Origin of the sequence: Affinirhizobium straminoryzae, from assembly GCF_007004135.1 — a bacterium.
GTDB classification, from domain to species: Bacteria; Pseudomonadota; Alphaproteobacteria; order Rhizobiales; family Rhizobiaceae; genus Neorhizobium; species Neorhizobium straminoryzae.
Map to the genome: position 1 here is coordinate 54178 of NZ_VJMG01000029.1, position 21303 is coordinate 75480.

General features: G+C 63.6%; 19 protein-coding genes. 9 read left to right on the forward strand and 10 right to left on the reverse strand.

Features of this window, described 5'->3' with window-relative positions:
- The first annotated feature begins 617 nt into the window (after positions 1-617).
- On the forward strand, positions 618-1754 hold the full coding sequence (locus FNA46_RS12020) for an RHE_PE00001 family protein (RefSeq protein WP_246103046.1): 1137 nt from the start codon (positions 618-620) through the stop codon (positions 1752-1754).
- Positions 1755-1797: 43 nt separating this feature from the next.
- On the opposite strand, the gene FNA46_RS12025 is transcribed toward FNA46_RS12020, so the two are convergent.
- The 6 genes from FNA46_RS12025 to FNA46_RS12050 form a co-directional block, all read right to left on the reverse strand.
- Positions 1798-2577 carry an inositol monophosphatase family protein gene (locus FNA46_RS12025; RefSeq protein ID WP_143125446.1) on the reverse strand — a complete coding sequence of 260 codons (780 nt, stop codon included), beginning with the start codon at positions 2575-2577 and terminating at the stop codon, positions 1798-1800.
- On the reverse strand, positions 2561-3358 hold the full coding sequence (locus tag FNA46_RS12030; protein WP_143125447.1) for a glycerophosphodiester phosphodiesterase family protein: 798 nt from the start codon (positions 3356-3358) through the stop codon (positions 2561-2563). Before FNA46_RS12030 ends, FNA46_RS12025 begins: the two co-directional genes overlap by 17 nt.
- An 81-nt stretch (positions 3359-3439) precedes the next feature.
- The gene (locus tag FNA46_RS12035; protein WP_210245874.1) at positions 3440-4561 is read right to left on the reverse strand and encodes an extracellular solute-binding protein; all 1122 of its coding nucleotides are present in this window, start codon (positions 4559-4561) and stop codon (positions 3440-3442) included.
- A 40-nt stretch (positions 4562-4601) separates the two neighbouring features.
- Complete coding sequence (locus FNA46_RS12040; RefSeq protein ID WP_143125448.1) at positions 4602-5444, reverse strand: ABC transporter permease; 843 nt, start codon at positions 5442-5444, stop codon at positions 4602-4604.
- A gap of 3 nt (positions 5445-5447) precedes the next feature.
- Positions 5448-6311, reverse strand: a complete 864-nt coding sequence (locus FNA46_RS12045) for an ABC transporter permease (RefSeq protein ID WP_143125449.1) — start codon at positions 6309-6311, stop codon at positions 5448-5450.
- Complete coding sequence (locus FNA46_RS12050) at positions 6308-7396, reverse strand: ABC transporter ATP-binding protein (RefSeq protein ID WP_246103044.1); 1089 nt, start codon at positions 7394-7396, stop codon at positions 6308-6310. Before FNA46_RS12050 ends, FNA46_RS12045 begins: the two co-directional genes overlap by 4 nt.
- A 267-nt stretch (positions 7397-7663) precedes the next feature.
- On the opposite strand from FNA46_RS12050, the gene FNA46_RS12055 reads away from it, so the two are divergent.
- Positions 7664-8800: an ROK family protein gene (locus tag FNA46_RS12055; protein WP_246103045.1), complete on the forward strand. Its 1137-nt coding sequence runs from the start codon at positions 7664-7666 to the stop codon at positions 8798-8800.
- 21 nt (positions 8801-8821) lie between these two features.
- Here FNA46_RS12055 and FNA46_RS12060 read toward each other — a convergent pair whose 3' ends face one another.
- The 4 genes from FNA46_RS12060 to FNA46_RS12075 all read right to left on the reverse strand — a co-directional run bounded on the left by FNA46_RS12060 (position 8822) and on the right by FNA46_RS12075 (position 13745).
- Positions 8822-10135 (reverse strand): amidase, encoded by a 1314-nt coding sequence (locus FNA46_RS12060; RefSeq protein WP_143125452.1) that lies wholly within the window; start codon positions 10133-10135, stop codon positions 8822-8824.
- On the reverse strand, positions 10132-11631 hold the full coding sequence (locus FNA46_RS12065) for an amidase (protein ID WP_246103047.1): 1500 nt from the start codon (positions 11629-11631) through the stop codon (positions 10132-10134). Before FNA46_RS12065 ends, FNA46_RS12060 begins: the two co-directional genes overlap by 4 nt.
- Before the next feature lie 11 nt (positions 11632-11642).
- Positions 11643-12728, reverse strand: a complete 1086-nt coding sequence (gene rutA / locus FNA46_RS12070; RefSeq protein WP_143125454.1) for a pyrimidine utilization protein A — start codon at positions 12726-12728, stop codon at positions 11643-11645.
- Between the two features lie 210 nt (positions 12729-12938).
- On the reverse strand, positions 12939-13745 hold the full coding sequence (locus FNA46_RS12075; RefSeq protein ID WP_143125455.1) for a GntR family transcriptional regulator: 807 nt from the start codon (positions 13743-13745) through the stop codon (positions 12939-12941).
- A 150-nt stretch (positions 13746-13895) separates the two neighbouring features.
- Between FNA46_RS12075 and FNA46_RS12080 the strand changes: the two genes are divergently transcribed.
- The 7 genes from FNA46_RS12080 (at position 13896) to FNA46_RS12110 (ending at position 21273) form a co-directional block, all read left to right on the forward strand.
- Positions 13896-15113, forward strand: a complete 1218-nt coding sequence (locus FNA46_RS12080; protein WP_185969829.1) for an MFS transporter — start codon at positions 13896-13898, stop codon at positions 15111-15113.
- A gap of 290 nt (positions 15114-15403) precedes the next feature.
- The gene (locus FNA46_RS12085) at positions 15404-16504 is read left to right on the forward strand and encodes a sugar ABC transporter substrate-binding protein (RefSeq protein WP_185969830.1); all 1101 of its coding nucleotides are present in this window, start codon (positions 15404-15406) and stop codon (positions 16502-16504) included.
- A gap of 28 nt (positions 16505-16532) precedes the next feature.
- Positions 16533-18083, forward strand: coding sequence for a sugar ABC transporter ATP-binding protein (locus tag FNA46_RS12090; RefSeq protein WP_143125458.1), 1551 nt, complete (start codon positions 16533-16535; stop codon positions 18081-18083).
- Positions 18080-19090 (forward strand): ABC transporter permease, encoded by a 1011-nt coding sequence (locus FNA46_RS12095; protein ID WP_143125459.1) that lies wholly within the window; start codon positions 18080-18082, stop codon positions 19088-19090. Before FNA46_RS12090 ends, FNA46_RS12095 begins: the two co-directional genes overlap by 4 nt.
- The gene (locus tag FNA46_RS12100) at positions 19090-19302 is read left to right on the forward strand and encodes a hypothetical protein (RefSeq protein WP_143125460.1); all 213 of its coding nucleotides are present in this window, start codon (positions 19090-19092) and stop codon (positions 19300-19302) included. The genes FNA46_RS12095 and FNA46_RS12100 overlap by 1 nt, the downstream gene beginning before the upstream one ends.
- Positions 19292-20707 carry an amidase gene (locus FNA46_RS12105; RefSeq protein ID WP_143125461.1) on the forward strand — a complete coding sequence of 472 codons (1416 nt, stop codon included), beginning with the start codon at positions 19292-19294 and terminating at the stop codon, positions 20705-20707. The genes FNA46_RS12100 and FNA46_RS12105 overlap by 11 nt, the downstream gene beginning before the upstream one ends.
- A gap of 38 nt (positions 20708-20745) precedes the next feature.
- Positions 20746-21273: a flavin reductase gene (locus tag FNA46_RS12110; protein ID WP_425468733.1), complete on the forward strand. Its 528-nt coding sequence runs from the start codon at positions 20746-20748 to the stop codon at positions 21271-21273.
- The last annotated feature ends 30 nt before the right edge of the window (positions 21274-21303 follow it).

Genomic DNA, 21303 nt, shown 5'->3' on the forward strand with positions numbered 1-21303 from the left:
TACCATGCGAGATGAAATCCCGAACGGAGCTGTGATGCTTATTCCTGCGGTAATGCCGGCGTTCTTACAGGGAGGTGTCGACGTCTGACCGACGCGAACGGCGAGGGGGTCATCCATCCAAATCCCATGGTCGTGCAGGAGGAGAAGCCAATGGAGGGATTCATGCGTATAAGCTTCGCCACGCAAGAGAGTTTGGATTTCGGTACGACCGGATTGATGATGCGTCGAATATTGGATGTGCCCGGATGAGATTGATGTCCCCCTCCGCAAGGTCCGGGGATATGTGATCGGATTAGCGATCCGATTGTATGTGTCCGGCGCAAGTCTGGGGCCGGTGACTTCGGGCTTCGCCCGTTCAGTTTGTATCCGCACCGCTTCACGATGACCGCGCCGTTTGCGTCCTGAGGACCAACAGCGCCGGGCTGTTCTATATCTGAGGAGGTTTCCCTGTGATCATCCCGGCGTTTTTGCAGTCAGGGGCTGGCGATCGGGGATGAATTCTCTATAATGCAGTCTCTCGCTGCAGTGCGGTTTTCCCGGCTTTTTTATGTTACGTGACAGCGTCCAGCTAACGGACTCTAATGTTCTTCTGGTGTCCGTTTGACGTTTCGTTTACCATAATTTCAATGAGTTACTCTTTGCGAAATTTGCCCGTGCACGGGCTGCTTTGCGGCACTTCGGATGCGACGGCGGCGATCGTCCGTCTTGATGAACGGCTGGCGCGTTCGCCGTCCGGTGAAGGGCTTCTTCAACGGCTTCACTTCGGCGATGCCTGCGCTTCGCTTTGGGTGGAAGGCGAACTGGTGCACCTCGAGGATCTGGTTTTGCATGATGCGGGGCATGACGTGCGCACGCCGACCCATGAGCTGACAATTGCCCGGGATATCCTGCGCACCCGCCGGCGCATCGCGGGGCAGCCTGCCGGCTGGGCGCTGGATCGGGAGGGGTTGGCAAGCCTTCGTTGCCAGGATCCGGGCGCGGCGCCGGAGCAGAAGGCCGTTGGCGGCAAACCTGTCTATGGAGGCGCGCCCATGGCGGAAGGCGCGGTCGATGATACGATATCGGTCGCCGATCCTCTGGCGGAAGAGTTTGCGGCGATTGATCGCGCCATTGCACGGTCAGATCGGGCGATCCGCGAGGTGCGCAGCGGTGCGACACCGCGCCCGGGTCCTGAGCGAAATACACTCGTTTACGATCCTGATTGGGATGAAGACGAGCGTCTGGATGAGTGGCGTGGGGTGCTCGTGCAGTCGGCAGGTCTGCCGGCGGTTCTTCGCGCAGCACTGCTGGTTGATGCATGGCATCAGTTGCAGGTTCTGCAGCATGCGCCCTGGCTTGGTCGTCTGCTGGCGGCAGAACTGATGCGGCAGGAGGGACTCACAGGCGGGGCTCATCTGCTTGCAGTCAGTATTGGCCTGAAGGCGATACCCGTCGAGCGGCGACGCCATCGGGACCGGGATGTGCGGTTGCTGGCCATTCTCCAGGGGGTGCAGGGGGCTGCCGAGTTCGGCCTGAAGGAACAGGACAGGCTTTCGATTGCGCTACAATTGCTTGAACGGCGCCTGTCTGGTCGCCGCATGTCATCCAGACTGCCTGAACTGGTGGAACTCGTCATCGGGCGTCCGCTTGTGTCATCTGCCCTTGTGGCCGCGGCGCTCGATATCACACCGCGCGCAGCGTTGCGCCTCGTGGAGGAGCTTGGTCTCCGGGAGATGACCGGGAGAGGGCGGTTTCGCGCCTGGGGCATTCTTTGACAACGTGAAGGTCCGGCGACAGGACGTGCCGCCGGACCTGTCTTCAATCCGCCACCTGAGGCAGCTCAACGAGGGGACGCAGCAGGATAGCAAGCGGCGGGGTGGCGGCCAGAATCGTCATGGCCGCGGTCTCTGTCGTCCCGCTTTGCTGGACCACCAAGCCGGCTTCGCTGCAGAGCACAGCGCCGGCCGCAATATCCCAGATGCTGGTGTGACGCTCCACATAGCCATCCGTGAACCCCAGGGCGGCAAAGCCGAGCCCTATGGTGGCGCAGCGATATTCTGTGATGCCCCATCCGTCGCGGCGAAGAGCGAGTTCCGTCTGCGCCATCTCCTCGGCCGGCCATTGGGCGCTTTCTCCGACAGAGGCGAGGCGGATCTCGGGAAAGGAAACGTGCCGGTGAAACGCCGCTCCGTTCTTCTGGATACCAAGCCCGTCGGCTGCACTCAGTGTGAGACTAAGGGCAGGGTAGGCGACAACTCCCACGACCGGCCGCCCGGCTTCCACATAGCCCAGCGAAACGCCCCAGAGGGGAGAGCCACGGAGAAAATTGGCCGTGCCGTCGATAGGGTCGATGGCCCAGAAGCTGTCGGAAACGTCGCCTCCCATTTCCTCGCCCAGCATCCGGTCGCCCGGAAGGCAATGCTGCAGTCGGGCACGGATCAAGGTTTCCACGTCACGATCGGCTTCGGAGACGAAATCGCTCGCGCTCTTCTGCTCGAGTGGCAGGCTGTCGCGAGCAATGAAGTGCGCCATGGCGCGGTGCGCTGCCTCGCCGATGATGCTGCGGGCGACGGTGAGACGATCAGAGACTGTCGGCATGGGGGGCCGTCCTTTCAAAAAGATCCGGGATGTCGGAGAGAATGGTCTGGGCGCCGGCGGCGAAGAACCGTTCTGTGGCCTGTGCCTCGTTGATGGTGGCAACGGCATATTCGATGCCACTGTCGGCCATGATCTTCAGCGCATCGTCGGGCAGGAAGTCACGCTGCAGGTGCAGGATCTGGCAGCGGGTTTCCGCCAGCAGCGCCTTCGGGTCGCGCGGCGGCACCACCACGGCAAAGGCACGCGGCACATCCGGCAGCAAGCGCGCGGCGGCATGGATCGATCGGATCGAGAAGCTGGTGATGAACAGCCGGCCGCGATGGACAGGCCACAGGTCCTTCATGGCGGCGAGTGCCACTTCCGCTGTCTCGATGTCGTCGCCCGCCGTCGGCTTCAGTTCCAGCTGCAGGCCGATGTCGAGATCGAGTACGGTTTCGACCAGTTCCTCGAGCGTCGGAACGCGGGTGCCGGCAAAGTCGGGCGAGAAGAAGGAGCCGGCATCCAGTTGACGGATGTCTTCGAAACTCATGTTGGCGACGAAGCCGCGGCCATTGGTGGTGCGATCGACCCGGTCGTCGTGAATGATCACCGGCTGCATGTCGCGCGTCAGCTTCACGTCGACTTCCACCCAGCGCGCACCCCTGGCAGCGGCTGCCCGCATGGCGGGAAGCGTGTTTTCCGGTGCGAGGAGCGGCGCGCCGCGATGGGCAATCAGGGCATCCGGCACGGCCACGTTCTGGCGCTGGATGGTTGCAAGAGGGCGGGGATCGAAAGCAGGCATGTCAGTTCTTTCGGAAGTTGTGAAGAGAAGGGATCAGGTCGTGACGTTGGCGACACGACCCAAGGTTGTTTTCGGGATGACTTAGTGCAGTGTGACCTGGTTGACGAAAGCCTTCTTGATGTCGTCGCCGAAGGGCTTTGCCGCCCAGACGGTGGAAAACTTGCGGTCGCCGGCCGCGATCAGCCCGACGGAACTGTCGGCATCGGGATGCTGCGGCGCGATGCCGAAGGTCTTCGCCAGCTCCGTCTGCGTGTTTGCACTGGTCAGCCAGTGGATCAGCACCAGGGCTGCCGCCTTGTGCTTGGCATTGGCGGGAATGGCGATGACATTGCCGCCGCCCGGCATGCCGAAGGACGGGATGTACATTTTGATGTCGCGCGAAATTTCGCCCTTGCGCTGCAGGCCGGCGATCTGGTCCTCCCAGCCGGCGATCAGCTTGAACTCACCGCTGTTGATGCGGGTCACGCTGTCGGCATTCGAGGCCGTGATGATGTAGCCATCGTGGTTGGCCTTGAACCAGTCCCAGGCCGGCGCGAGCTTGGCGACCTTCTCCGGCGTCGCGGCACCGTTGGCATAGTCGATGTCCTTGACGAGCGCGCGGGTCACGGCCTCGATGAAGGCCGGGCCGGAGCCGCCATTTTCCGTGTTGAAGCCCATTTCACCGGGGTTCGTCCTGAAGAAGGCGGCAAAGTCTTCCAGCGTGTGCGGCAGTTCCTTTTCCGAGATGCGGGCCGGGTTATAGGCAATGGCCGTCTGGTTGCCCCAGAAGGCCGGCGCATAACCCTTGTTGTCGGTGCCTTCGATGGAGAAGCGCAGCTTGGCGCCATCAGGCAAAAGCGGCTTCAGCGGGCCGTAGAGCAGGTCCTCGGCCTTGAAGGTCTGCAGAGCGGAACCGCCCAGCGAGATCACGTCGATATCGCCCTCGGTGCGGCCGCGCTCGGCCAGCATCTTGTCCATGTTGGCCTTGCCGTCGCCATCCGGGATGGTGACCTTGATGCCGTACTGGGCCTCGAAGGCCTTTACCTGTTCGCGGAAACGATCCTGGAAATACCAGTGGAACCAGTTGATCTGGCCCTCCTGCTTCGCCTCTGCCACGATCTCTTCCCAATTCATCTGGGAAAGATCCTTGGCGGCGGCCGGGGCGGGGAGGCCGGCCAGCGGCAGAGCCGTGGCGAGCGCAAGCATTGCGATGGTCTTCAGCATGGGGCTGGTCCTAGCTTGGTGGGGAGGGGAGGCATCGGCGTCATCCCTTTCCGGTGATGGTGGCCGGATCGGCGCTTTTCAGCAGGCGCTCGGCAATCAGCATCAGAAGTACGTTGGGAACGACGAGGATCAGGGAAATGGCTGCGGCATTGGGCCGGATGAAGTTGTAGCCGAGATAGGAGTAGAGGATCGTCGGTACGGTGGTGAAATCCGGCGCACCCACGATGTAGGAGATCGCAAACTCCTCGATCGACAGAATGAAGACGATGATGAGCGCTGCCAGCAGCCCCGGTTTCAGCACCGGCAGCGTGGCAGTGCGGAACACGGTCAACGGCGAGGCGCCCAGATCGCGGGCGGCGTCGATCAGGTCCTGCCGCACCATGGCAAAGGACAGGCTGAGCAGGCGGATCGCATAGGGCAGGAAGATGACGGTGTGGCCGAGCGCAATGCCGGCGAAGCGGGAATAGACCCCGAAGCGGACCAGCAGAGCGGAGAAGAAGATCGCCCCGACGAAGCCGGGCATTGCCAGCGGGATCAGCGTCAGCATCTGCGCTGTCGCCTTGCCCGGAAATTGCAGGCGGCCGAAGGCATAGGCGGTCGGCAGGGCGAGCAGCAGCGTCGAGACGGAGACCGTGGCCGCCAGAAGATAGCTGTTGGCAAGCGCCTGCGGCAGGGCGCTCGTGGTCCAGATTTCGATCCAGCGCCGGAAGGAGAGAACCGGCGGAAGCACCGCCGGATAGGCCCACGGGTGGGAGGGATCGACCAGCGACCACAACACCGCCATGGCAAAGGGAAGCGCCAGTACGATCGTGAAAACGGTGAGCGCGAGAACGACCGGCAGGCGGGTCTGCACAAGGAGGGCGGCGGAGCGATGACGACGCATGGTCTATCTCCCCGTCCGGCGCAGCAGGAACTGGATCAGGGCTGCCAGAGCCGCCGACCCGAACAGCGAGAGCCCCATCAGCATCACGGCAATCACCGCCGCCTCGTTCCAGCCATGGCCGGCATTGTCCTGCTGGATGCGGACCATGTACTGGGCCAGCGAATTGAGGCTGGTTGGCCCGGCGACGGACTGGAAGGAATAGTCGCCAGCGGCCCCGATGAAGATCAGGATCAGCGCTGCCTGCAGCGAGCGCAACGTCAGCGGCAGGATCACGCGACGCAGTCTCGCAAAGGCACCGGCGCCGAGGTCACGGGCGGCATCGAGAATGTCGTCGCCGATCGCCCGCACCGGCCCGGTCAGAATCAGGAAGGCGAAGGGCATGTTCTTCCATACCTGCAGGATCACGACGCCGATGGCATAGGGATCGTTCTGCATGCGGATCGGCCGGGCGACGAGACCGAGATGGACCAGCGCCGCGTTGAGAAAGCCCTGGAACGAGATGAAGTTCACGTAAAGAAAGGCGGCGACAAGCCCGTGCACGAGGATCGGCGCCTTGATCAGTGCGCTGACGAGATCAGAACCGGCGAAGGGACGGCGCAGCCAGAGCGCCACGGGATAGGCGAGCGCGACCGAGAGAAGCGAGGAGAACAGCGCAATGCGCGCCGAATACCAGAAAGCCCGCCAGAACTGCTGTTCCGACAGTACCGTGTGCCAGAAGCGCAGGGAAAAGCCCGAATCGCCCGAAAAATTGAAATAGCCGACGGATTGGGAGAGGGCCATGCCGATGACCAGCGACATGAAGGCGAGGATCGGCAGCAGACCCGGCAGCAGTAGAAGATAGGGCCGTACGGAGAAGGACGCACTCATTCCGCGGCCTCCCCGAGGAAGCGGATCGCTTCCGGCTTCAAAGAGAGCGTGATCCGCTCGCCTTCTGCAATCGGGGTGAAACCGTGCATCTGGATGCGGAAGGAAACCGGGTTCTCGCCCTCGGTCACCACGATGAGATCGCAAAGACTGCCGAGAAATGTGCGAGAGAGGACGCGCAGCGTGGCACGATTGGGACCGGTCTCGTCGCCGGCGGCAACAAGGACGGCATCTTCCGGGCGCCAGCAGGCAAAGATCGTCTTCGCAACGGGTGCGATCTCCGAGCGCACCGTCAGGCGGCCGAGTGGGCTTTCGATGTGATGCAGGCCGCTTGCGGCATCATGGCCGATCACGCGCACCGGCATGATATTCGCCGTGCCGATAAAATCCGCGACGAACCGGTTTTTCGGCTGCCGGTAGATGTCTTCCGGCCGGCCCATCTGTTCGATTTCGCCGGCGCGCATCACCACCACCAGATCCGACATGGCAAGCGCTTCCGACTGGTCATGCGTGACATAGACTGCGGTAAATCCGTGCTGGCGCTGCAGGGCTCGGATTTCCATGCGTACCTGATCGCGCAGCTTTGCATCGAGATTGGAGAGCGGCTCGTCGAACAGCATGATGCCCGGACGCACCGCCATGGCTCGCGCCAGCGCCACACGCTGCTGCTGGCCGCCGGACAGCTGACCTGGCAACTTGGCGAGCTGGGCGACGAGACTGACCTGTTCCGCCACTGTGCCGACCCGGGACCGGATCTCCGCCTCGCCGATCCGCTGCTGGCGCAGGCCGAAGCCGATATTGTCGGAAACGCTCAGATGCGGAAACAACGCATAGGACTGGAAGCACATGGCCGTGTCGCGCCGTTCCGGCGGGATGCCGGTCATGTCGTGCCCGCCGATCTCGATACGGCCGCTGTCCAGGGCCAGAAAGCCGGCAATCGCCTTCAGCAGCGTGGTCTTGCCGCAGCCGGAGGGGCCGAGCAGGGTGACCAGCTGACCCTGCTCGGCGGCGAAGCTGACGGATTTCAGTGCCTGAAACCGGCCGAAGCTGAGGCTCGCCTCGTCTATCGTCAGGGCATGGGGTGGCACCGGTCTTCCTCCGTCGATGATTGCATGGTCCGATCGTTTCGGATGCCGGTCATTTATCATGCTTTGTGTATAATAAATATGACAGAAAGATTTCCTCGAAACCGCTTGCGATGATCCCCTTTTGTGGACTCGATGGAAACGAGCACAGACAAATCAATGTCCACGTATGATTTTGCATGTCTCCAGCCTGACGCCCGGATCGACGATTGCGGGAGACGGGAAGACCGGCTAGGGAACGGGGACTGCAGGATCAGCAAAGAGGTTGCCGTGCCCGCCAGAACTCATCGTGACTTGTCGGGCAATGAACGGATGATCCTGGAAATCGTGCGCCGGCAGGGCAGCGTCATGCGCTCGCAGGTGGCGCCCAGCACGAACCTGACGCAGCCCTCCGTTCACCGCATCGTCGATGCGCTGCTGGAGGAAGGGCTGCTGATGCTGGGCGATGCGGTCATTCACGGTCGCGGCAAACCGAGCCCGGCGCTGATGTTGCAGCCCGATGCGGCGTATACGATCGGCATTTCCGTCAATACCGACAGCATTTCCTTCGGCCTGTGCGACTTCGCCTGCAGGATCGTGCATGAGGAGATGCTGGAGATGCCGCCGACCCGCCGGCGCGACACGCTGTTTGCCCTGAAGGAACAGATCCGCCGGGCGCTGGCAGGGCGCGGCATTGCCGCATCGCAGCTGGTCGGCGTCGGCTTTTCGATGGCGGGCTTCTTCGTCGGCGCCGACCGACGCTTCAACGCGCCGGAACCCCTCACCGACTGGTCGCTGATCAATCTGAAGGCCGAGCTGGAAACGCTGTTCGATCTGCCGGTCTGGACGGAAAACAACGCCACCACCGGGGCCATCGGCGAATCGGCCGTTGGCGCCGGCCGTCGGTTCGCCACCTTCGGCTATCTGTCTTTCAATTACGGCTTCGGCGGCGGCATCGTGCTCGATGGAAAACCCTTCTTTGGCGCCTTCGGCAATGCCGGCGAAATCAGTCGCGTCTTCACTGTGGAGGAGGGGCCGTCGCGGCCGGCGCTGGGCGAATTGCTGAAGCGGCTGAATGCGCGCGGTCTTGCCGTCGCCAATGTCCGCGAGCTGCGCCAGCGCTTCGATCCCGCCTGGCCGGGCGTCGCGGAATGGGTGGAGGAGGTCACTCCGGCGCTGAACCGGGCGATCGACATGCTGCGGGCGGTGATCGACCCCGAAGCGATCGTGTTCGGGGGCGAATTGCCGCGGGCGCTCGGCCAGTGTCTGGCAGCCGTTGCGCCATCGCCGAGCGCGCCGCGCTACGGCATCGATGCCCCCTATCCTGAGCGGCTTGTCAGCGAGATCGAGGGCGATTCCTCGATCCTCGGAGCGGCCCTTATTCCGCTGATGGATCGTTATTTCGCCTGGTCCCTGCCAAGGCCCTGAGAGTTTTGCGCCGGATCTGACCTACCCGGCAAGGGGAGCGCCTGTCAGCGTATTCGACAGGCGCTCTGCGAGCGCCAGCAGACGCACATCGTCATAGCGCGGTGCGGTCAGCGTGATGCCGATCGGCAGGGTTTCACCGGCGAGCCGCAGGGGCAGGTTGAGGCAAGGCACCTGCAGCAGCGTCCAGAAGGCATTGAACACCGGGTCGCCGGGCTTGCGGCCCACCGGTGCAAAGCCCGGTGCGCTGGGAGCGATGATGAGATCGAACCCTGACGCAAAGGCATCGAAGGCCATCCGGGCTTGGGCAGCATCGTCCTGCGCCTGCTTCAGATCAGCGAGGCTGCGCTTGTCGCGATTGTCGACGCGGTGATGGAAATCGTCATGCAGGGCTTTGCCATGGCGGCGGGCGAGATTGCGGAATGCGGCAGCACCCTCGCGATGCAGGATGGTGCGGTGGCCGATATCCAGGTGCTCGAAGCCATCCGGCAGATCGACGCGCTCCACATGGTGACCGGCGATCCGCAGGTGCCGCTCTGCCTGTTCGAGCGCGGCCAGCGATTCCGGCGCAAGCCGGCTATGATACGGTGTCTCGGTCACGGCGATCCGCAGCGACGCATCCGGCGTCGGGTCTTCGCGGAAGCGCTCGGTAATGCCGAACACCTCCTGCAGCAGGCGGATGTCGTCTATCGACCGCGCATACCAGCCGACGGTATCCAGGCTGATCGCATAGATCTTCATGCCTTCGCGGCTGACGAGGCCGGCGCTCGGTTTGTAGCCGAAGATGCCGCAGAAGGAGGCGGGGCGAATGGTCGAGCCGCCGGTCTGGGTGGCAAGCGCCAGCGGCACGTGGAAATCCGCGACCGCCGCTGCCGAGCCGGCCGAGGAGCCGCCCGGGGTTCGGGAGAGATCATGCGGATTGGCGGTTGCCGCATCGCGACCGCAGGCGGCAAATTCCGTGGTATCCGTCTTGCCGATAATGATGGCGCCTTCTGCGCGAAGGAGATCGACGGCGGCGGCATCGGCTGCCGGCTGAAAGCCGGCATAGAGCGGCGAATTGTAGGTGGTCGGCAGGTCCCTGGTGTCGAACACGTCCTTGATGCCGATCGGCAGGCCGTGCAGCCGCCCGCGTGCTGCCTTGGGCAGGGCATCGAGACGGGCCGCCTCGGCACGCGCCGCGTCGCTCAGCACAAGCCAGGCCCGCACATCGGCATCCCGTTCGCGGATGCGGGCAAGGCAGGCCTCGACCAGCGCGGTCGCCGTCAGCCGATCCTGCGCCATCAGCTCGAGGCATTCGCGCGCGGTGAGCTGGTGAAGGGGAGGGGAGACGATTGTCATGGCGAAAGACCCGGCGGTGTGCGGCGATGATGGTCTGTCAGGGACTGGAAGGTGATCCCAAGGGAGAGGCAGAGGCCGTCGCAACCGGGCGGCCCGATGATCTGAATGCCGGTTGGCAGACCGGTTCGACCCACGCCGCTGGGCAGCATCAGGGCCGGAAGGCCCAGACAGTCGAAGACCATGGTGTTGCGCGAGATGACCTGCTGGAAGGGCAGGGCCGTTTCGTCAATCTCCACCGTGAGCGTATCCAGAAAGCCGGCTTCGCCGCCAAGCCCGGGCGTTACGATGAGATCGACCGAGTGGAAGAGAGCGACAAAATTCCTCTGGGCAGTTGCGCGATATCGCAATGCCTCGCCATAGGCGGAGGCGGAGATCTGCATGCCCTGTTTCAGCCGGGCCACCAGCCCCGCGTCGAAACGATCCGCCTCATCGATGCGGCAGGCGTGATAGGCGGCCAGTTCCGAAAGCAGAATGGTCCAGCCCGCTTCGTGAATCGCCTGAATGTCGAGTCCGGGCAGATCCACAAGTTCGCATCCTTGCGCCTCAAACAGGGCGAGTGCTGCCGTCCAATTGGCGATGACGTGGGCATCGACGCTCTCGGTAAACCAGTTGGCGGGCACACCGAGCCGCAGCTTTCGGGTCCCGTTCGGCGGCGTGGACGGCGCCACAGCCGTCATGTGCGGCAAGACGATGGCGATATCCTCCGCACTGCGGGCCATCGGGCCGACGTGATCCAGCGTCCAGGAGAGCGGCGCAACGCCCTGCCTTGAAATCAGCTCTCGTGTCGGTTTGAGACCGGTCGTGCCGCACCAGCAGGAGGGAACGCGGATCGAGCCGCCGGTATCGGTGCCGAGTGCAAGTGGCATCAGCCGGCCGGCAAGCGCCGCACCCGACCCGGTGGACGAGCCGCCGGTCCAGCGCGTCGCATCCCAGGGATTGGTGACTGTACCGAAGCGCGGATTGTGGGGCGAGCCGCAGGCAAACTCGGTGGTGGCAAGCATGGCAAGCGGTATGGCGCCCGCCGCCCTCAGGCGTGCCACGGCATCGGCATCGGCGGGGGCGATGCGATTGCCGGTGAGGCGTGAGCCGGATGTGGTGAGGGTGTCCGCCACATCGATGATGTCTTTCACGCCAAAGAACACGCCTTCCAGCGGTCGCGGATTCTTGTGACGCCAGCGACGGTCGCTTTCCGCAACGCTTGTTTCGAGATCTGCTGCAAAGCATAGCACGGCCTCAGCGCCTGCCCGGGTGCCGGCGATGGCATGCTTCAATGCATCAAGAGCCGTGCTCGGGGTCAGGCTGCCATGGCCATAGGCCGACAGCAGGTCCGCCACGCCTGCCTCTCGCACCGCCTTGCGAAGCGGCGCCGGTTTCGGCGCCGCAGGCTGAAGAAGGTCGGCAGAGGTGATGCCGGCCTCCAGTCTTGCATCGGCCTCGCGGGGATCTTCGAGTTGAAGCGGATCGAGGATGCTCCCCGCATCGACCGTCAATGACATCGCCACTGAGCTTATTCCGCCGCCACCGAGGTGATCTGGCTGCGCGAGGCCATCAGTGGCTGGATATGCTCCCCGAACTGGTCGAGACCGATCAGGAAGTCGTCGAAGGTCAGCATGATGCCCTTGGTGCCGGGCACGGAGGCGGCCTCGTCCAGCATCTTCGCGACCTTGGCATAGGAGCCGACCAGAGTGCCCATGTTGAAGTTTACCGCACCTTCCGGCAGGTTGATCGAGCGTGCGGTGGAACTTGCGTCCGCATTGGCGTCCTTGCTGCCCTGATCCGCCATCCAGGCCAGCGCATCGACGTCCGCGCCGGCACGATAGCTCTGCCACTTGGCCTCGGCCAGTTCGTCGGTCTCGTCGGCAATCACCATGAACAGCACGTAAGAGCCGACATCACGACCGCTTTTGGCGCTTGCCTCGATCAGGCGCTCATTACCGGGGGCATAGGCCGTCGGCGTGTTGATTCCGGAGCCGAGCACGAAGTTGTAATCGGCATATTCTGCCGCAAACTTCATGCCGCGCGGGCTCTGGCCGGCGGCGACGATCTCGATCTTGTGCTCCGGCGTGGGCTTCATCATGCACTCCTTCATCGTGAAGTGCTTGCCCTCGAAGGTGCATTCGCCCTTCTCCCACAGTTCCTTCATGATGTGGACGTATTCGGTGGAATAGTCATAGCGGTAACCGAAATAGTCGTCGCCCGGCCAGATGCCCATCTGGTCATATTCGGCCATCTGCCAGCCGGAGACGATATTGACGCCGAAGCGGCCGGGCGCGACGGAATCGATGGTGGTCGCCATGCGTGCCACGATGGCTGGCGGCAGTGTCAGCACGGCGGTCGAGGCAAACAGCTTGATGCGCGAGGTGACGGCGGCAAGGCTCGCCATCAGCGTGAAGCTTTCGAGATTGTAGTCCCAGAATTCCGTCTTTCCGCCGAAGCCGCGCAGCTTGATCATCGAAAGCGCGAAGTCGAGACCATAGGCTTCCGCCTTCTGCACGATCTGCTTGTTGAGCTCGAAACTCGGCTTGTACTGCGGTGATGCCGTCGAGATCAGCCAGCCATTGTTGCCGATGGGAATGAAGACTCCGATATCCATGTGCAGTTCCCCTTGTCGTCGTTTTCGGACCTGTTCAAAGTTTTTATGTACGAACTAATGCAAACTTTGTCGGGGCTGTCCAGCATGAAATGTCGTGAAATTGTGCATGCCTATTTTGTGTGCTTTTTGCTAAAAAGCGCACGCAGGCACGCCGCGCGAATCATGCGCAGATGCTGAAAGTGACGGCGATTCCGGAGAGGACGATACGCCTCAGGTCTCGGCGCGCAGCGTCGTGGTATAGGTGAAGCGATCGGCCGGCAGAATCTGGAAAGCGTATTCGATCAGGCGGCGACCGCTGCCATAGTAGCGGCGGGTCACCTGCAAGGCGAGGTCGCCTTCCCTGCAGCCGATCTGTTCCGCGACCTCCGCGGCGAGGGCGACCGGCTTGATGTCCTGCTGGATCTCATGGATCATCTCGCCGGTATATTCTTCGATCAGATGAAAGATGGCGGATTTCGCCACCTCCACATCCTTCACGGCCGGCGCCAGGCGGGCGTCAATATAGACCTCGTTCCAGGAGAAGGCCTTCTGCCGCGCGGCCGTATAGCGCACGCCCGTCATGTGCAGGAAGCGCCGCCCCGGCCGGCAGCCGAGTTCCACCGCCAGCTTGCCCTGAGCGGAGATTTCCCGTCGGTGGGAAATCACGAATTCCGTATTGCTCGCCACCTCGAACAGTTCCGAGCGGGAATGGGCAATGAAGTGGCGGCGCGCCACGTCCATGCCGGCTTCAACGCGGGTTCCGACGCCCTTGCGGGCGGAGAGGCGCCCGCCGGTGCGCATCGTGGCAATCGCCTGGCGCACCGTCTGGCGGCTGACGCCGAGGGCGGCTGCCAGTTCGTTTTCTGTCGGCAGAAGCGAACCTACGGGAAATTCGCCGCTGCGGATGCGCGCTTCCAGATGATGAGCCACCTGAAGGTAGAGCGGCGCGGTGGCAAGTTCAGGGCGCCATTCGGCGTCGATGCCCTGTGCATCCCCCGGTGCATGCTCCATCTGCTCCGTCATCGTTGTGTCATCCATTCGATCGGTGCTCCATCAACAGGCTTTTGCGAGGGGAATCAAACGGTTTCCGCATGGCAGCCCCGCACGGTCGATCGGTTGCGCCAGATCCTGAAATCAGTTAGTACGTACAAATACTCGTTTCCCACACGCAATCCAAGGCTTCCACGCATGTCGGACATTCTTGCGGGAGAGCGGCGTCTGGCGCCGGCATCCTCGCTTTTGCAGACCCTTGCCGCCGCAACCCTGATCCAGATCGTGGCAACAGCCAGCGTTCTGGCGCTGACCGCCATCGCGCCCTCCGTCGCGCACGATCTCGGGATCGGCGCACACTGGATCGGCTACCAGATCAGCCTCATCTACGCCTCCGGCATGGTGTCCTCGGCGGTTGCTGGAACGCTCGTTCAGCGCTACGGCCCGGTGAAGGTGGAGCAACTGGCCCTCGTTCTCTTTGCGGTCGGCTTTGCCGGTATCGCCACGGCACTGGTGCCGGTCATCGTGGTTGCCTCGCTGCTGATCGGCTTCGGCTATGGTCTCAACAATCCGGCCTCGTCGGAAATGCTGAGCCGGGTCACGCCCCAGCACCGGCGCAACATCGTCTTTTCGCTGAAGCAGGCGGGGGTCCCGCTTGGTGGCATCTGCGCGAGCTTCGCCTTCCCTTATCTGTCTGCCCGGTTCGGCTGGCACGAGGCGCTGCTGATCGGTGCGGTCGGGCCGCTCGCCACCATGGGGTTGCTGGCCTTTACCCATGCGGCGGAGCCGAAGCAGGCGATGAAGCCTCGCTCGCTCGGACGCGGTTTTATCGAGGAGCAGTCGATCATCTGGAAAAGCCGGCCGCTGCGCACGTTGAGCGGGCTTGGCTTTGCCTATTCCGCCATGCAGCTTTCGGCCTCCGCCTTTGCCGTGGTGGCGCTGGTGCATGATGCGGGCTGGTCGCTGCTGTCTGCCGGTGCCGTGGCGGCGGCCATGCAGTTTGCCGGCGCCTTCGGCCGTGTGTTCTGGGGTGTCGTTGCCGATCGCATCGGCGGCGGCTTGCTGACCCTGTCGCTGCTCGGGCTGCTCGGCGGCTGCGGCTTTGCCGGGCTTTACTGGCTGGCCAACCTGCCGCTCGTGTTGCAGGCAGGGCTGTTCGTCCTGATCGGGGCCGTCACCATCGGCTGGAACGGCGTGCTGCTGGCCGAGGTCGCCCATCATGCGCCGGAAGCGCGGGTGGGGGCCATCACCGGGGGCGCACTGGTCTATACCTTCATCGGCGTCATCGTCGGCCCTTCGACCTTCGCCGCCCTCTATGCACTGACCGGTCACTACGGCGCGAGCTTTCTCTGCTTTTCGCTGTTCGGCTTTGGCGGCATGGTGGCGGCGTGGGTGGCGCATCGCAAGGACGATTGACGTCTCAATTCACTTCATCATGTACAGACATACCGAATGAAAATGCCGGCCTCGGGGTCGGCATTTTCATTTTGAGCCCCGAAAGTGCCCCTTGCTGCGGCGCGGTGATGAAACTGCCATCAGGCTGCGTTGTGCCAATTCCGGCAATTGATGCAATTATGTGCAGTGCAAAAATTTAGGCAGAATCACGTTGACGAGTTCTCGTTTATGTCCGTACATTATCTTTAAACGGGCATGGCCATCCGGGGATGCTTGCCGTCCGCCGGGGATAACGAAGGGGAATGTCGAAGATGCGCCAGTTTCTGCTCACGTCCTTGTTTGCCGCCACGGCATCGCTTCTGGCCGCGCAGCCCGGGGCTGCCGATCCGATGAGCGATGCGAAGGCGATCGTTGCCGATCACGAGACGATGCCGGTTTTCACGCCGCCGGGCGATGCCTTTGACGCAAAGGCCTGCATGGCCGGCAAGAAGGTGCTCTCGATTCCGATCTCCATGACCATTCCCTTCAATGTGGAGCTGCAGAAGGGCATGGCGGCTGCGGCAAAGGAGGTGGGTTTCACCTACACGACCTGGGACAACCAGCTGAAGGTGGACCAGTGGATCCAGGGCGTATCGCAGGCGATCAGCCAGAAATATGATGCGCTCGATATTGCCGGCGGTCTCAATCCCGAAGTTCTCGGGCCGCAGCTGGCGGAAGCGCGGGCGGCAGGGCTGAAGATAAGCACCACGCACCTCTATGACGTGACGCAGGACCAGTTCAAGGGCGTGGACTATTCCGCAAAGGTGGATTTCAGCGGCGCCGGCAAGCTGCTGGCGGCCTGGGCCTATGTGAAGACCGGCGGCAAGCCGAATGTGCTGATCATCGGCTCTTCCGACGTTCTGCCCTCCATTCCCTTCGTGAAGTCGATCCAGGCCGAGTTGAAGGCGCTTTGCCCCGAATGCAAGCAGAAGCATCTCGATGTGCCGGTCTCCGAATGGGCCACGAAGATCCAGCCCGGCGTACAGTCGGCGCTGCTCGCCGATCCCACGATCAACTATATCCTGCCGATCTACGATTCCATGTCGCAGTTCGTCGTGCCGGCGCTGCGCATCACCGGATCCGAGGGCGCGGTGAAGATCGCAAGCTTCAACGGCACGCCGTTCGTGCTGGATATGGTGCGCGAAAACCATGTGCAGATGGATATCGGGGAAAGCCTCGGCTGGGCCGGCTATGCTGCGATCGACAACATCATGCGCATGATGTGCGGCCTGCCGTCTGCAGCCAAGCTCAACGTGCCGCTGCTGATCTTCGACGAGCGTAACATCAAGACCGCCGGCATTCCCGCCAACTTCAACGATGGCTATGGCGATGCCCATCTGGAGGGTTTTCGCAAGCTCTGGAAGCTGAAGTGACGCAACGCCGTCAGACAAGGAGCCTGCCATGTCCGACAATGCCGTGCTTCACCTGAACAACATCCGCATGCGCTTCGGCAATTTTCAGGCGCTCAAAGGCGTGTCGCTGTCGATCCGGCGCGGCGAGGTGTTCGGTCTTCTCGGCCAGAACGGCTCCGGCAAGTCCACCCTGATCAAGGTTCTTGCCGGTTTCCACCAGCCGGAAGAGGGCAGCGAGGTGATCCTCTGGGGGCAGACCATGCCGCTGCCGCTCAACCAGATGGAGATCAAGAAGCGCGGCGTTGCCTTCGTCCACCAGCATCTCGGCCTGATTGCCTCGCTGACGGTGGTGGAAAACATGCGGGTGACGGCGCTCGGCACCCGCACGCCGTGGTTCGTCAACTGGCGGCGCGAGGCAAAACGCGTCGCCGAGCAGTTTGCCGCATTCGGCCTGTCGATCGATCCCTTTGCGACGATTGCCCAGTTGTCGCCGGTCGAGCGCGCCTTCGTCGCCATCGTGCGCGCCTTCGAGGATCTGAAGGCCTCCGATGCCGGTTACGGTGGCGAGGGCATCCTCGTTCTCGATGAGCCGACCCCCTTCCTGCCGGCCGAGGATGTCAAGCGGCTGTTCGGCCTGATCCGCTCCATCGTCGCAAGCGGCGCCTCCGTGGTGATCGTCACGCATGATATCGACGAGGTGCGCGAGATCACCGACCGCGTGGCCGTGCTGCGCGATGGCGAACTGGTCGATATCCTCGAGACGAAGGTGACCGAGCGCCAGGCCATTCTCGACACCATCGTCGGCAGCCGGATCGATGCTTTCGCCAAGGCGAGAGGCGTCGAGGCCCGTCCCCCTGCCGTTACCGTCACCGGCATCGCGATGGGTCGTGCAGCACCCTTCGATTTGTCGATCGGGGAGGGGGAGACGCTGGGAGTGACCGGCCTGATCGGCTCTGGTTTCGCAAGCCTTCCCTATGCGCTGTTCGGTGCGGTCAGGGCCACAGGCAATATGGTTCTGGATGGCCGTTCCATCGATCTCTCTCGTCTGACGCCGGCAGCTGCACAGGCGCTCGGCCTTGCGCTGTTGCCGGGCGACCGGCTGGGGGCGGCCGGTGTCGGCAGCCTGTCGGTCACCGACAACATCACCCTGCCGGTGCTGCCCGACCATCGCGGCCTGCTCGGTCTTGATCGTCCCGGCATGCTGCGAACGGCCGGCCATCTCTCGGAGCTGCACGATGTGCGTCCGCGCCGGCCGGAGCTGCCGCTCGGCTCGCTGTCGGGCGGCAACCAGCAGAAGGTGCTGCTGGCCAAATGGCTGCAGACGAAGCCGCGCCTGCTTCTCCTGGACGAGCCGACGCAAGGGGTGGATTTCGGCGCCCGCCAGCAGATCTTTTCTGCCCTCGACCGGGCCGCCCGCGACGGCACTGCCATTCTCTGCGCCTCGACCGATAACGAGCAGCTGGAGCAGATCTGCGACCGTATTCTCGTCTTTGCCCGCGGCCGTCCGGTGGTGGAGCTGCGCGGCGCGGAGATCACCCGCAAAGCCATCACCGAAGCCTGTTTCTACAGCGAAAGCCAAACCGCGGAGGCCGCAGAATGACGACCCTCGAGATGTCCGCCAAACCCGCCGCACCGGTTCGTGCGCCGCGCATCAACCTCAAGCAGGAGGGGGAACGCTTTGCGCTGGTCGGTGCCTGGCTGCTGCTGATCGTGATCTTCGGCATCCTGATGCCGGATTCGTTCCTCAGCTGGCGCAATTTCTCCACCATGTTCGGCTCGCAGGCCGTGCTGGTGGTGCTCACGCTCGGCATCATCATTCCGCTGACCTCGGGAGACTTCGATCTGTCGGGCGCCTCGACGCTGACCATGAGTTCCATGCTGATCGGCGTTCTCAACGCGCGTGATGGCTGGGGGCTCGCACCGACGCTCGTCATCGCGCTGGCGAGCGGGCTTGTGATCGGCGCGGTCAACGCCTTCTTCGTGCTCTATTTCCGCATCCACTCGCTGATCGTCACCCTCGGCGTCGGCACCTTCGTCAATGGCCTGATCCTCTGGATCAGCAAGTCGCAGACCATTTCCGGTGTCTCCATGTCGCTGGTCGAATGGGTGATCATCAACCGGCTGTTCGGCATTCCGCTCGCCTTCTTCTATGCGCTCCTTCTGGCGGCCGTGATCTGGTATGTGCTGGAATATACGATTGCCGGCCGCCGGCTGCTGTTTGTCGGGCGCGGACGCGAGGTGTCGCGCCTCAACGGCATTCCTGTCGATCGTGTCAGGGCCATCTCGTTCATCATCTCGGGGGTAATCGCGGCCCTTGCCGGCGTCTTCTATGCCGGCATGACCGGTTCTGCCGATCCGCTCTCCGGCCTCAATCTGCTGCTGCCGGCCTTCGCCGCCGCCTTTCTCGGGGCAACGACGATCTCGCCCGGACGGTTCAATGCCTTTGGCGCGGTGATCAGCGTCTATTTCCTGGTCACCGGCATTACCGGGCTGACCATGCTGGGCGCGGATGCCTATGTGCAGAACCTCTTCTATGGCGGCGCGCTGGTCATTGCTGTAGCGCTCAGCCAGCTCGTGCGCAATCGCCAGCCGCAGGAGTTCAGCTGATGGATGGCCAGGATATGCTGCCGGACCGGCTGGTCCGCGCCTTCTGGAAACGCCCGGCCAACGCGGCGGAGGACATTGCCATGCGCGGCGAGATCGGGCGCGATGCGCCGGCCATCGGCGCGCATGCGCTTGCCCGCGACGACGCGCTGTTTTCGGTCGAGCCTTCCCATTTTACGGCCCTGATGTTGCGGGAGGCCGGACGTGAGCGTTGACACGCCCTCCACGCTGACCGTGGCCGCTGCTGCGATCCGCAACCGCACCATCTCCTCCGTGGAACTCACGCAGGCCGCGCTGGAACGGGCTGACGCCAGCCAGCCACGTCTCAACGCCTTTCTCTCGATCGATCACGAGCATGCGCTTGATCGTGCCCGCGCGGCCGACCGGGCACTCGCTGCGGGGCACGTGCCCGGGCCCCTGCATGGCGTGCCGCTGGCGCACAAGGACATGTTCGATGTCGAAGGCCGTATCACCGGCTGCGGCTCGCGCATCCGTGCGGGCCACGTGGCGAGAGAAACCTCGACCGTGATGGCGCGTCTCGAGGCGGCCGGCAGCCTCTCCATCGGGCGGCTCAACATGTCCGAATTTGCCATGGGGCCGACGGGGCACAATCATCATCATGGGCGGGCGATCAACCCGATCGATCCTGCGCGCGTGACCGGCGGTTCGTCCAGCGGGTCGGGGGCTGCGGTCGGCGGTGGTGTGGTTCTCGCGGCGCTCGGCTCCGATACGGGTGGCTCGATCCGCTTGCCGGCGGCCTGCTGCGGAACGGTCGGCATCAAGCCGACGCAGGGGCGTGTCAGCCGTCACGGGGCGATGCCGCTCTCCTTCTCGCAGGATTGCATCGGTCCGCTTGCCGCAAACGTCGAGGACGCCTGGCTGATGCTCTCTCTGATCAGCGGGCCGGATGGCATCGATCCCACCTGCATGGCCGCGCCGCTGGGGTCGCTGTCGGAGGATTTGTCCAGCCTCCGGATCGGTCTTGCGACGGGCGCCTTCACGCAAAATCTTTCTGCGGATGTTGGTGGCGCGATGCAGCAGGTCGCGAGCCTCCTCGACAAAGCGGTGAAAGAGGTGCGCGATGTCGCGCTTGGCGCGCTGGAGGCGGTGACGGAGCTTGCCAATGCGGTTGCCATGACCGAGGCGGCCGCCGTACACTTCGACGGCATGCGCGAGCGTCCGGAGGATTACGGACCGCAGGTGCGCATGCGGATCTCGCAGGGGCTTGCGGTTCCCGGTCCCGTCTATGTCCGGGCGCTGCAGATCCGTGCCGTCATGCTCGCCCGCTTCCTCGATGAGGTCTTCGGCGTCTGCGATGTGCTGATGCTGCCGGCCATGCCCTTCGTCGCGCCGCTCGACCGCGAGGTCGATGTGGGGGCCGGACAGCGGATGAACGAGGTGGTGAGCGCCATGACCTCGCTCACCCGGCCCTTTTCTTATCTCGGCCTTCCGGTCGTCACTCTGCCGGTGGCTGTCGGTCGTGAGGGGATGCCGGTTGCGATCCAGCTGGTCGCCCGCCCCTGGCGGGAGGATCTGGCAGCCTCGGTGGCGCGGCATCTCGAACATGCGCTTGCCCTCTCCGCCTTCCTTCCATCTCAAGCATCCCCCACGGCCGCCTGAGGGCTGGCCAGGTTTTCAGGAGTTGTCCGATGAACGCCATCCAGACTGCCAGCCTCGAAGGGGCCGCGACGATCGATCCGGCTGCGTTCCGCAATGCCATGGCAAGGCTGGGCGCCGCCGTGCACATCATCACGACCGACGGCGTCGCCGGCCGCGCGGGTTTTGCTGCAACCGCGGTGTGCAGCGTGACCGATACGCCGCCGACCCTGCTTGTCTGTCTCAACCGGTCCAGTTCGGTGTTTTCCACGTTCGAGGCCAACGGCGTGCTGTCGGTCAACACCCTTGGTCCGGGACATCTGCGGCTGTCTTCCCTGTTCGGTGGCAAGACGCCGGTGGAGGAGCGATTTGCCGCTGCCGATTGGGTAACCGGAGACACCGGTGCGCCGGTTCTGTCCGACGCCGTGACCTCCTTCGATTGCCGTGTGGCAGAGGCGGTCGATGTGGGCACGCACAAGGTCCTGTTCTGCCGTGTCGTCACGCTGCGGGCCGGCAGCACGGACGAAGCACTTGCCTATTACCAGCGCGCCTATCACGTGCTTGGCGAGGCAAGCCGGGTTCCGGGCTGAAACTGCCGGGCGAGGGCGATACGGGATTGT

What these genes read in the sequence shown, in the direction of transcription:
- FNA46_RS12035 (WP_210245874.1), bottom strand. Translation starts at nt 4,561, where the DNA reads ATGCTGAAGACCATCGCAATGCTTGCGCTCGCCACGGCTCTGCCGCTG.
- FNA46_RS12085 (WP_185969830.1), top strand. Translation starts at nt 15,404, where the DNA reads ATGCGCCAGTTTCTGCTCACGTCCTTGTTTGCCGCCACGGCATCGCTT.
- FNA46_RS12025 (WP_143125446.1), bottom strand. Translation starts at nt 2,577, where the DNA reads ATGCCGACAGTCTCTGATCGTCTCACCGTCGCCCGCAGCATCATCGGC.
- FNA46_RS12045 (WP_143125449.1), bottom strand. Translation starts at nt 6,311, where the DNA reads ATGAGTGCGTCCTTCTCCGTACGGCCCTATCTTCTACTGCTGCCGGGT.
- FNA46_RS12030 (WP_143125447.1), bottom strand. Translation starts at nt 3,358, where the DNA reads ATGCCTGCTTTCGATCCCCGCCCTCTTGCAACCATCCAGCGCCAGAAC.
- FNA46_RS12080 (WP_185969829.1), top strand. Translation starts at nt 13,896, where the DNA reads ATGTCGGACATTCTTGCGGGAGAGCGGCGTCTGGCGCCGGCATCCTCG.
- FNA46_RS12060 (WP_143125452.1), bottom strand. Translation starts at nt 10,135, where the DNA reads ATGACAATCGTCTCCCCTCCCCTTCACCAGCTCACCGCGCGCGAATGC.
- FNA46_RS12095 (WP_143125459.1), top strand. Translation starts at nt 18,080, where the DNA reads ATGACGACCCTCGAGATGTCCGCCAAACCCGCCGCACCGGTTCGTGCG.
- FNA46_RS12065 (WP_246103047.1), bottom strand. Translation starts at nt 11,631, where the DNA reads ATGTCATTGACGGTCGATGCGGGGAGCATCCTCGATCCGCTTCAACTC.
- FNA46_RS12090 (WP_143125458.1), top strand. Translation starts at nt 16,533, where the DNA reads ATGTCCGACAATGCCGTGCTTCACCTGAACAACATCCGCATGCGCTTC.
- FNA46_RS12075 (WP_143125455.1), bottom strand. Translation starts at nt 13,745, where the DNA reads ATGGATGACACAACGATGACGGAGCAGATGGAGCATGCACCGGGGGAT.
- rutA (WP_143125454.1), bottom strand. Translation starts at nt 12,728, where the DNA reads ATGGATATCGGAGTCTTCATTCCCATCGGCAACAATGGCTGGCTGATC.
- FNA46_RS12100 (WP_143125460.1), top strand. Translation starts at nt 19,090, where the DNA reads ATGGATGGCCAGGATATGCTGCCGGACCGGCTGGTCCGCGCCTTCTGG.
- FNA46_RS12040 (WP_143125448.1), bottom strand. Translation starts at nt 5,444, where the DNA reads ATGCGTCGTCATCGCTCCGCCGCCCTCCTTGTGCAGACCCGCCTGCCG.